Below are 11,715 nucleotides of genomic sequence, written 5' to 3'. Positions count from 1 at the left end.
ATTAACCATTATTAAAAGCTTCAATGAAGAAATCTAATTTCATTATTCCCGTATCATTTGTGGTACATATACTGTTCATTAACTTGACACTTTATATGTATACACTAGATACTTATTTAAATGGTTATAGTATACTCTACTATAATCTAACATGGCTTATTACCACATACAGTTTAAACTTTTACCCTACTGCCAGAAGAGATGGTTTTATGACCAACTTTAAAAGCTTTATAATACTATTCATTATTTATGGGCTAGTTTATTTCACCTCATTTGTGTTCTTCGGAATCAACTCTTACACCCCCCAATATCTAACTTTGGTCTATTTGCAGATATGTGTTTTACTAACACTGTTTAGAATCTTGTTTTATTGGGCTAAAAAACTATACCGCTCAAAAGGGTACAATAGCACAAGAGTTGTAGTAATTGGTAAAGATAAAAACCTTCAAAAGCTTAAACGTATTTTTGATAATCCAGAATATGGTTATAGATACATGGGCTATTTTGACAATGTAAAATCTAACCACGCTACTTGTTTAGGAGACATAGAAAGCTCCTTTAATTACATCTTTGAAAACGATATTGAAGAAGTCTATTGTATGGCCTCTAAATTATCTAAAGCAGAGATACAGTATGTCATGAAAATAGCCGACAACAGTCTCAAAAGAATCAAAATAATTCCTGATAATAAAGAATTATTTTCGAGAGCCATGTCTTTAGAATTATATGGGGCAGTTCCTATCTTAAATTTAAGAGCTTCGCCATTAGATTTAGACTACTCTAACCTCATTAAACGAATTTTTGATATACTAGTTTCAAGCTTTGCCATAGTTTTTGTTTTATCATGGTTAACACCATTAGTATATATCTTAATGAAGATAGATTCTAAAGGTCCATTGTTTTTCAAGCAGCAACGTCATGGGGTCAATAGAGAAATATTCTGGTGTTATAAGTTCAGGTCTATGAGCAAAAGCGACACTAGCAACACTCAAATGGCTACCAAAAATGATGTAAGAATAACCAAATTGGGTAAAATTCTAAGAAAAACAAGCATAGATGAGCTTCCTCAGTTTTTCAATGTTTTAAAAGGAGATATGAGCGTTGTAGGTCCAAGACCACATATGGTAGTTCACACCCAACAGTACGAAGGTTCTGTAGATAAATATTTAGTACGTCATTTCCTGAAACCTGGTATCACTGGTTTGGCTCAAATACAAGGCTGTAGAGGTGAAATCGTCGAAAGAGCCGATATTGTAAACAGGGTTCGCTACGATATTTTCTATATGGAAAAATGGTCATTGGGCTTAGATACTAAAATTGTGTTTTTGACCATCTACAATGCCATAAAAGGTGAGGTCAAGGCCTATTAATAGTAACCACAAAAAAATATTTATTTTTTAAAAAGTTTCTTTGTTGCTTCAAAAAGTAAAAGTGCTATAAAACCAACTACTAATCCGGCTAAGAATTCAACTATAATACTAGGAACGTTAGGTAATATATGATGTATCAAGTCAATATTATGCACAAAAATACCTCCAGAAACCAATAACAGCGCAAGCGTTCCAATAACAGATAAAGCCTTTATTACCTTTGGCAAAGCATTTACAAAGAAGCGACCAATGATATCAGAAATACTATTTTCCTCTTCATTAAGGTTAATAAGTCTAGTACCGAATTCATCCATACGTACAATTAAGGCTACAATGCCATAAACTCCTACAGTTGCTATTAGAGCAACTACAGACACCACGGCTATTTGAGTCACTAAAGGCTCATTGATTACTGCACCCAACGCAATAATTACTATTTCTATAGATAAAATAAAATCAGTTACAATGGCTGATTTTACTTTAGTTTTTTCCAATTCCAAAATTTCTTCCTTGGTCATTGGTTGCGTATCAGCTGTAATATATTCATGTTCATGTGGCACAAAAAATTCGTAAATCTTTTCAGCACCCTCAAAGGCAAGATAAATACCCCCAAGTACTAAAACCAAGGTCACCGCCCAAGGTAAAAACGCGCTTAATAAAAAGGCAATTGGTAGAATGATAATTTTGTTTAACAAAGACCCTTTAGAAATCGCCCACAATACCGGTAATTCCCTTTTAGAAACGAATCCTGATGCTTTCTCGGCATTTACGGCTAAGTCATCCCCTAATATACCAGCCGTCTTCTTAGTGGCTATTTTACTCATTGCAGCTACATCATCTAAAAGTGCCGCTACATCATCTAAAATTGCAAAAAAACCTGAAGCCATGTATTTCTAATTTTGTTCAAAAATAAATTAACCATTTCATTTATAAGAATTCTATTTATAAAATACTTAAAAGTTGAAATGGTTAACTAGTATAAAAATTAAGCGCCATACTCATAGCCATAACCATAAGAAGAATTTTTAAGCTTTACATCATTTAGCACCAAACCTACATTCTTCAGTTTTCCTGTATTTTCCATTTCTTCCACTAGAGCAATAACGTTCTTTTTTGTTTCTGAAGCTCTTAACATATACAATGTTAAATCTGCATACTTACTAATCACGAAGGTATCTGCTAATTGTAGTACTGGGGCGGTATCAACAATAATGTAATCAAAATCTTTTTTCAATTCTTCAAACATAATTGACAACTTTGAATTTTTTAAAAGTTGAATTGGATTATTAGGAATTGCACCCGAATACATAAACTTGAGATTATTATGCAAATCTGTGTCTTGAATAAATTCTTTAACGTTGAAATTATTTTCACTTAAATAACTACTTAATCCATTAAGATATACAGCATCTTTCTGATACCGCTGTAATTGTGGATTTCTTAAGTCACCTCCTATAACCAAAACTTTATTAGCCTCAGAAGCTAAAGTCACCCCTAAATTAACAGAGGTAAATGTTTTACCTTCTCCTTTTAAAGAAGAAGTAACAAAAATACACAAAGACTTATCTTCTATATCCTTTCTTTTTGCAAAGTACTGAACATCAGTTGATAAAATATTGAAAGACTCAGATAATTTACTTCGTATATTTGGATTTATGACAGACGCTTCCTTAGGCAACACGTGAGGCAACTCCCCTATAAAAGTTAAATCTTTAATAGACTTTTTCAAGTCATCTCCATTCTGTACCTTATTATTTAATAATGACTTTACATTTAATATTGAAAATGGAATAAATAATCCAAATAATACAGCTACCAACAGAACAATTTTCGAGTTAGGGGAAACTGCTCCCCCTAACGTATAAGCACTATCTACAATTTTTGCTTTCGGTGCACTAGCCGCTAAGGATAATGAATTTTCCTCTCGTTTTTGTAATAAAAAAAGATACAGAGATTCTTTTATATTTTGCTGACGCTCAATACCTCTATACGCACGTTCTTGCGCGGGAACATCAGATATTTGCGATGCTAAAATACCTGACTGCCTGTCCAAATTATTTTTTTTAATATTCAAATTCGATTGCATTCTAAGTAAGCTCTCCATAACATTTTTCCTTATTTGCTCAATTTGATTTGTCAAACTTACTACTAACGGATTTTGCTCACTCGCACTTTTTAAAAGTTTATTCTTTTCAAGAACGTTTTGATTATACTCATTTATAAGCCCATTGGTTCCAGAATCATCAATTCCTAAATTTGTAGGCAACAGGCTAGTCGTATTATTTCTAAGATGTCTTATTAGTGCATTGGTAAGTTCTAGCTCTGTAATTATACGTTGTTGTTCATTATTATAATCACTTACATTTTTTACTATTAACTGAGATTCTGTTTGTATATCTGTCAATAAATTAGACTCCTTAAATTGCTCTTTGCCTGTTTCAACTGAATCTAATTCAGAATTAATTATTGCTAAACGATCATCTATAAAAAATGCTGTATTGCGCGCAATTAAATCTTTATCATCTAGTGCCTCTTGGTTATATTCAAAAATTAATTGATCTAATACATCTTTTGCTTTTAAAGGAAAAGGGTTAACTAATGATAATTTAATCATAGTTGAATTTTTATCCACAAGTCCTACATCTAAACTAGAATTCATTGATGATGCTACACTTTCAATAGCAGAAATAACAACTTGAACACTTTTAAAATTCCCCTCATCGTCAACCCTATAATCCATATCATTGGGCTCAACAAAAAACTTAACAAACTCTAAATCTACTATTTCACCTACTGCACTAACAATAATGGTATCAGTGTTATGTAATTTTATTTCAACTTCTTTTTCATTGACATATTTTATAGTAAACTTATTCATTTCAAGTTGTATAGCCTTGCTCAACAAATCAGAATCGAATGAAGCAATGCGAATCTCGTAAGGGCTATTTTTATAATATTCTTTTGTAAAAAAACTACTTGGTTCCATATAACTGACATTAAGGTTTAATGCTTTAACCGCATTATACATTAATCTCTTTGATCTTAACAAACCTAATTCATTTTCAATACTACTAGTTGAGATACCACCAAGTAATGACAAATCACCAAAGCCAGTATCAACAGAACTACCTTTTCCTTTTTCATCTGCAATGATAATGGTGGCTACTGCCATATATGTCGATTTGGTAAATGATAAATAAATCATTCCAATAACCAGACATATTCCCACACAAGCTACAAACCAAGGCCAGAACTTTAAATAACGATCTAATAAAGTTCTAAAGTCAGGACCTTCAACTTCTGGAGAAAAATATTCGTAATTTTCTTTACTCATTTTAAAATTATTTACACTATACAAAAACTAATACCATATGTTACACTTACAATTGATTCTATTCAGAAAAAATAATGAAGTACTAGTTCCTCTTTAAAATTTTTATTTTTAATATTTTAAAAAGGAACACCCCGCCGTAATAAATATAACGTTTCCACATTCTCTTAGGCTCTTTAATTAATCGACCAAACCACTCTAATTTTAAATTAATCCAAAATTGACTTGGTCTGTCAACAGTTCCTGCATAAAAATCAAAAACAGCACCAATAGAGCAAATAACATTTACATTTAACTGTTTTTTATTAGCATGACTCCATATTTCTTGTTTAGGCGCTGTCATACCAACAAATAGTATATTTGGCTTAAAGTTATTAACTTTTTGTATCATTAAAGTAGTATCATTTTTAGTAAAATAGGGTTTAAAAGGAGGCGAATAACTTCCCACTCGTATTTTGGGATACTGTTTCTTTATTTTATTTTGAATTTTAACCAAGGTACTCTCTGACGCCCCTAGATAAAAACAGGAGCCTTCTGCCTCATTTATTTGATCTAACAAATATTCATGAATATCTGCCCCTGCTATTTTTCTAATCTTATGACCATTTAGAAAATTTGAAGCCCATGTCATACCGACTCCATCTGGAAGCAGAACTTCTGAATTAAGTAAGGCATTTTTAAATTCTGCATCCTTTTCGGCTATACAATATGAATATTGATTGATTGTATTAATCTCTACTTTCTGATTTAATGGAAATGACCGTAAATCATCTGCATATAACTTGTATTCAAGACAAGAAATAGTTTTGTATTCAAGTTCCATACTAAATTTTACTTATTTTTTTGTTCAACAAGAGTGAATATATAATTAGAAAAAATACTCTATACCAAACTGTTTAAAATACCAAGCAAATTATTCTCAAAAACAGAAAGTGTATAATACTCTTCAAAACGTTTTCTACCTGCTTTTCCAAAATCAATACGTAAGTTTTCGTTCTCAGCTACTTCTTGCAAATGATTTACCAACACGTTTATATTTTTCTGTTCCCCTAAAAGACCTGTTTTTCCATCTACAACCAAATCTGCTATACCACCTTCAGGCGTAGAAATTATAGGAAGAGCATACTGCATTGCTTCTAATAATACCAACGGAAAACATTCATTATGATAAAACGTAGGAAACACAAAAACATCTGTATTTAATAGAAAATAAGATTTTTCTACTCCATATTTCTTCCCATGAGCATATATATGATTATTAAGATCAAGCTCTTCAACTACCTTATTAAATTCTTGTTCAGAAATTCCAGACCATGCACCAATAAAGTGACATTCAAAGTTTACATCTCTTCGTTTTAATTCATCTAAAGCTTTTAATAAAACGAAAACACCTTTTTCTTTCATCATATTTGACAAAAAGAGAAATCTACAGCGACCTTCATATCTATTAGTATTCTCTAAAAAAATATTTTCGCTTTCTACTTCAATCGGAATTCCATTCGGGCAAATGTAAATATTTGCTACATCAACGTATTTCTCTATATCTTTTGATAACGATGGGGCAAGTACTATACTGCTAGTATTTTTAAAGATAAAACGGTAAAGAAAATGATCAAACTTTTTCTTACTCCTCTTTTCAATACCTTTATTATGAAAATGAAATACAATTTTTTTTCTAAAACATTTTAAAAGTAAAACGATTAAAAAGTCTTTATAAAATCCAGCACCTTTAGCTGTCAAAGTCATATAACAAAGGTCATATTTCTTATTTATAAGCTTAATAAAGACATTTCTTAAAATCCTCAGAATAGTGATAATTTTACCTAACCCGCCCTTACCAATACTCTTTAGATTAAAGGATGCTGTTAAATTAACAAAATCTGGATCAAAATTTGTTTTAATTACCTCACTGTCCTTTATAAATTGCCCTACCATTGCAGCTCCATTTACAGGAGGCGGAAAATGAAGTATGAACAATACTTTTGGTTTTATTATCATAAGGGATTTTTAAGAGAAAAATTATTTGATTTGTTTAATTACGCGCGCTGGATTACCCACAACAATACTGCCAGATGGCACATTTTTTACGACAACAGACCCTGCTCCAATGATAACATTATCACCTATAATCAAAGGTCCAATAATACTTACATTACAGCCAACATCAACATTGTCCCCTATTTGAGGGCTTTTTGATGTACTACCATCAATATTTATCTTATTGCCTATAGTAGTAGAATTCCTCAACGTACAATTTAAACCAATTATAGTTCCATCATTGATAACTAAAGCTTGCCCATGATAGATTTTAAGCCCTTTTCCAACTTTAGTTTTATATGGTAATTCAACACCAAGAAACCACTCTACAAAAATTCTATAAAATATTAAATGTGGTACTAAAAGAATAAATAAAGCTTTATGATACACAGCCAAATGTGCAATTCTAAAACCAATAAGCACAATACGCGCTTTAATATTTTTCTTGTTGTTTTTCCAATCTTGAAATATAGAAATAAGCATTTATTAAAAATTTAAAAACAATTTTTTATTTTATAAAAAAACCGATTTTTCAAACTATTTACGCTTTTAAATTGCTTCTGGATTTCCTTATTAAAAACAAGTTCATTTGTAAAATCAAATTTAGTTTTACCAGACATGTCCAAATCAACATCGAAACGACTATATTTTTGATTTGTATGGGTGGCTTCTTTACTAAAGCCTATATTCTTAACTTTCGAAGTCATTGGAAACACGCTCCATAAATTATGCTTAAATTGATGATAATTATAGCGAACCGCCCAAGAATTAATTTTGCCTTGTTGTTGTCTTTTTAACATGCTGAACATATCACTACCACATTCGTTGAAAGCTTTACGTTGATCTTTATCCTTCGAAAACATATCAAAATCTTCAACATCCCAATCAATTCCATTCCATTTATCTTTCCAAGTCGCCCAACCCCATGAAGATGATCTTTTTGCGAAAAAAAAGTCATAAGGATAATTTCCTGACTTCTCCTTTTCTATTTTCATATTATAACCACATATGGATAAAATAGACGGATTTTGGTCATAATAATCCAGTCCGCTATTCATATAGTCCAAAAAATTAGAACTTACCATTAAATCATCTTCCAATACAATCGCCTTTCCATGTTTCTCTAGTATAGTAGTAACCCCTTTAATAATAGATAAGGCTAGACCCTTGTTATCATCTGAAAATTTTAAAATAACCTCCTTGAAACCAGACACTGTTTGTAAATATTCTCGAACCGCCTCTACGGCAACTATATCTTTATCACTCTTAGCACCATCTGAATATATATACAACATACTATCATTTGAAAGTTTATTTTCCTGTAAGGCAGATATAGTTTGTTTTAATTCTCCTAAACGATTGTACGTAAAAAGAATAATTGGGCTAAGACTTTCAAAAGTATGTTCCATAATAAATTATTATAAAAGTATTTTAAATGGTTACTTGTTTACTTCTAATAGTACGACTCTCAGAAAAATTAATAGATAATATAAAAAAACTAAGCGCCCAGAAATCCTGAGAACTATATAAAGATGATGAAAACATACCAAATATTAATATTTGTAAAAACAGTAATACTATCCATCCAGAAGGATGACGTTTACTAAGTAAATTATAAGATTTAAAAACAATTATTGCAATCATTATAGTAAATGGTATACCTCCCAAAATACCTGTAGTCATGAATGCTTCTATAAAAAAATTATGGGGATAATAACCTTTTGCAATTCCCGATGGTATCAAATAGTAATTACCAAACACAGGGGAATCTAAGAAATGACCTATTGCGTTTTCATAAATAAGATCCCTTCCACTAGTTTCTCCAGTTTCAATGGCAGACAATAACCTAGTAACTATCTCGCTTCCTAATGCTTCAGACAATTCAATTAAAAAATCAATAGAAAAAAACAAAACTATTACCGAACAACCAACTAAAAAAAACCCTTTTAATAAACCTGATTTAGCAAAAAAATAAAAAATAGTCACAAGTAGCAAAACAACTACCGGAGAACGAGAACCAGCTTTCATAATTGAAATAATTCCCAATAAAAAAAGAACTGGGAACAATAATCTACTGTATTTAAAAGGATAATTTAAAAAACCGTAAATAGAGATTAAAGCTAGACTACATCCCATCTGACCATAATTAATTGTATTGACTGTGGAATTTGCATCGAACCGTCCTATCAGAGGCAAAGGACTTTCTTTTGCTAAAAAAAAAGCTATAAACAAACCAATAGACAAGCTAATTAAAAAAAAAAAATAGGACTTTTTAGATACAAATGCTTTGTCATACCGAAAAGCTAATGCAATCAAAATACTTAGACAGAAACCAATTAAATCAATAGGGGTACCCATATCAACAGGATATTTCTGCCAAAAAACATCAATAAAAATATTAACTAAATATACGAATGAAACAAAAATAAATAGTTGTTCTCCCCAATTAAGTAGAAACCATTTTTTTTTATATAATATAACAAGCCAAATTGCAGTTGCAGATTTAATAACCCATAAACCATAGTTTACAATCGACGGAGGTAATCCTAAAATATCTGGTATAAAAGTAACCAGAAGAAATATACTGTAAAAATTGAGTGAAAAATGAAAATTCTCTTTGTAAATTTTATAGAGATTCATAAAATTTATTATTTACTTAATAGAAGTTTTGAAAACATCATAGGATCATGATTTCTAACAAATTGCTGATGCCCCACTGTAATAATTTGTTTATCAATCACTTCCACCATTTTTAAAGCTAAGTTTAAAGCATTGTTATCTTCTAAGAGTTCTCCCAATTTATATTTAATTACCAACTCCCTTAAAAGACCTTCGTTAGTAGCTATAACTATTTTATTTGCGGCAGCGGCATGTCCAAGAATACCACTAGAAAACTCAGCGTTCTTATAAGGTAATAAAACAGCATGGCACTGATCAAAAATACTCTTCATCATTTGAAAATCGATAAACTTGTTATCCCAAACCATTTGAACATTAGTTGCACTATCTACTTGTTCAACTGTATCTTTATACCTAACTAAATCGTTTTTATCCCCAACTCTTCCTACTAATAAAATTGCAATATTGTGCTGTTCTGAACTTGGCACATGATATGCAGAATTAATAACTTCTTCTGTCCCCTTTCTTTCTCCCAATGTTCCAATATGTAGGTAAATTTTCCTATGCCGTTCTATGTTATAATGCCCGTAAATATCAAAATTGTTCAATGGCTTAAGCTTCGGAATAGGGTCTGGTAACATTTTAAAACAATCTGTGTTAAACTCCATATTCATATAATCAACTGTATCCTGATCATTTAATACGAAGATGTTTTTTATACTAGAATTTCTACTCACTAGTTTAGTTACATAATAACGCTTGTAAAATTCTATTTTCTGCTTAAAAGTTTTCTTTTTTAATCTATAGAATTGTAAGAACAGAATTGAAGAAAGTGTAAATGGTATACTTTTATAAATTGCTCCGTATTTAATTATATGAAAATCAAGCGCTACAACGGAACTTACGTCAAACTTTTTGGCGTAGCTACTCATTATATCCATAGAACGTATAGACCTTATAATAAAATTTCCATTTTGTATACTTTTCAATTCATTCTCTTCAATTGCAACCCAATTTATATGGTCACATTGCTCTCCTTTATCATAAATTTCAGGAAATAACGAAGCAAATTTTGGATGTACCACAAATATATACTTACCTTCTTCACCAGGTCTATCGTATAAACTATCAATCAAGTGGCCTATATATTCCGAATGATGACCCGTAATTACTGTATCGTAAATTAATTTCTTATAAGCCATAGAATCATTGATCATTTTCTATTTATAGTTCCTCCAGTAATCCCTTTATTCTCAACTTATTTCTACTCAGAGAATAGTTAGCTAAAAATGACTCATAAAGTAATCTATCTCTTTCTTTATCTGTTATGAAATTTGAAATAGCCTCTCTAAATTGGCTCGGGGAATCCGCAACAATAAAACCTTGACCAACTGTTCCCTCAACACCTTTAGATGTTGTTATAATAGAGGTTTTAAGCGCCATAGCTTCTAAACATTTAAGCCTTGAGCCACTACCTTGCAAAAGAGGAATCAATACTGCCTTCGCTTTAGCAATATAAGGAACCATATCATCGACAGCCCCAATAGGAATAATATTTTTAAATGTTTTGTCTCCTAAAACTTCTTCGAATGCTTCTTTTGAACCTTTACCAACAAGAATAAGTTTATGATTTCCATCCATGGATTTATCCCAGACTTCCTCAACAATCCATTTCAAACCCATTTTATTCATATAAGCATTGAAATTAGCTGTCATGACAAAATAGTCCTCTTTTTTATATTTCGCGATATACCTTGTTTCATCTAGAAAGTTTGGAATAACATGAATCTTATCTTTCATTATATAACTAGAGTAAAACAGCGAATCATCTTCACTCACACAAATTAATTTATCCGCTTTAGGGAAAAAAAATTTTTCGTGCCAATATGCTTGCAAATAAAACTGATACTTTCGTAGATTTTTGAAAATTCCTCTGACAGGTTCCTGTAAAAGTAAAGAAGATTCTACATTATGAGTGCCGTAAACGACGGGTATACCACTTTTTTTAAAAATTCCTACATATTGTCCAATAAATGCATAATCCAAAAAGGCTAAATGAAAGTTATATTGCTCTTTTAGTTTGATTAGAACTTCACAAATATTATTTGAAGTGTAATAATAATAATTACCGGTTATTCTCTCTAGTAATGTAAAAGGCCGATTATTTAGTTCAAAATATTTGACGTTTTTGAGTTTGTAATCCTCAAAATCTACCTTATCTCGATTTGATACTACAGCAATAACATTATGACCTAATTCTGAAAGCACTTTAAGCAATCCATATGACCTAATTCTTTCACCTCCATTTATAGGAAATGGAGATATTCTTGTAAAGAATAGTATATTCATTTTATAACT

At 30.8% G+C, this 11,715-nt stretch carries 10 protein-coding genes; 1 reads left to right on the top strand and 9 read right to left on the bottom strand.

The window, feature by feature from the left end:
- Positions 1-23 precede the first annotated feature (23 nt).
- The gene (locus tag ABJI11_RS01665; protein WP_348348828.1) at positions 24-1,370 is read left to right on the top strand and encodes an undecaprenyl-phosphate glucose phosphotransferase; all 1,347 of its coding nucleotides are present in this window, start codon (positions 24-26) and stop codon (positions 1,368-1,370) included.
- Between the two features lie 20 nt (positions 1,371-1,390).
- On the opposite strand, the gene ABJI11_RS01660 is transcribed toward ABJI11_RS01665, so the two are convergent.
- The 9 genes from ABJI11_RS01660 to ABJI11_RS01620 all read right to left on the bottom strand — a co-directional run bounded on the left by ABJI11_RS01660 (position 1,391) and on the right by ABJI11_RS01620 (position 11,706).
- Positions 1,391-2,257: a DUF808 domain-containing protein gene (locus ABJI11_RS01660; RefSeq protein ID WP_348348826.1), complete on the bottom strand. Its 867-nt coding sequence runs from the start codon at positions 2,255-2,257 to the stop codon at positions 1,391-1,393.
- 98 nt (positions 2,258-2,355) lie between these two features.
- The gene (locus tag ABJI11_RS01655) at positions 2,356-4,704 is read right to left on the bottom strand and encodes a polysaccharide biosynthesis tyrosine autokinase (protein ID WP_348348824.1); all 2,349 of its coding nucleotides are present in this window, start codon (positions 4,702-4,704) and stop codon (positions 2,356-2,358) included.
- 82 nt (positions 4,705-4,786) lie between these two features.
- Positions 4,787-5,524 (bottom strand): WecB/TagA/CpsF family glycosyltransferase, encoded by a 738-nt coding sequence (locus ABJI11_RS01650; RefSeq protein ID WP_348348822.1) that lies wholly within the window; start codon positions 5,522-5,524, stop codon positions 4,787-4,789.
- 59 nt (positions 5,525-5,583) lie between these two features.
- On the bottom strand, positions 5,584-6,699 hold the full coding sequence (locus tag ABJI11_RS01645; protein ID WP_348348820.1) for a glycosyltransferase family 4 protein: 1,116 nt from the start codon (positions 6,697-6,699) through the stop codon (positions 5,584-5,586).
- A gap of 21 nt (positions 6,700-6,720) precedes the next feature.
- Positions 6,721-7,221: a hypothetical protein gene (locus ABJI11_RS01640; RefSeq protein WP_348348818.1), complete on the bottom strand. Its 501-nt coding sequence runs from the start codon at positions 7,219-7,221 to the stop codon at positions 6,721-6,723.
- An 11-nt stretch (positions 7,222-7,232) separates the two neighbouring features.
- Positions 7,233-8,147: a sugar transferase gene (locus ABJI11_RS01635; protein WP_348348816.1), complete on the bottom strand. Its 915-nt coding sequence runs from the start codon at positions 8,145-8,147 to the stop codon at positions 7,233-7,235.
- Positions 8,148-8,169: 22 nt separating this feature from the next.
- Positions 8,170-9,378 (bottom strand): O-antigen ligase family protein, encoded by a 1,209-nt coding sequence (locus ABJI11_RS01630; protein ID WP_348348814.1) that lies wholly within the window; start codon positions 9,376-9,378, stop codon positions 8,170-8,172.
- A gap of 8 nt (positions 9,379-9,386) precedes the next feature.
- Positions 9,387-10,574: a glycosyltransferase gene (locus ABJI11_RS01625; protein WP_348348812.1), complete on the bottom strand. Its 1,188-nt coding sequence runs from the start codon at positions 10,572-10,574 to the stop codon at positions 9,387-9,389.
- 7 nt (positions 10,575-10,581) lie between these two features.
- Positions 10,582-11,706: a glycosyltransferase family 4 protein gene (locus ABJI11_RS01620; RefSeq protein WP_348348810.1), complete on the bottom strand. Its 1,125-nt coding sequence runs from the start codon at positions 11,704-11,706 to the stop codon at positions 10,582-10,584.
- Positions 11,707-11,715: the final 9 nt, after the last annotated feature.

Origin of the sequence: Maribacter sp. (assembly GCF_039968975.1) — a bacterium.
Taxonomy (GTDB): domain Bacteria; phylum Bacteroidota; class Bacteroidia; order Flavobacteriales; family Flavobacteriaceae; genus Maribacter.
This window is presented reverse-complemented; position numbering and strand designations above follow the sequence as displayed.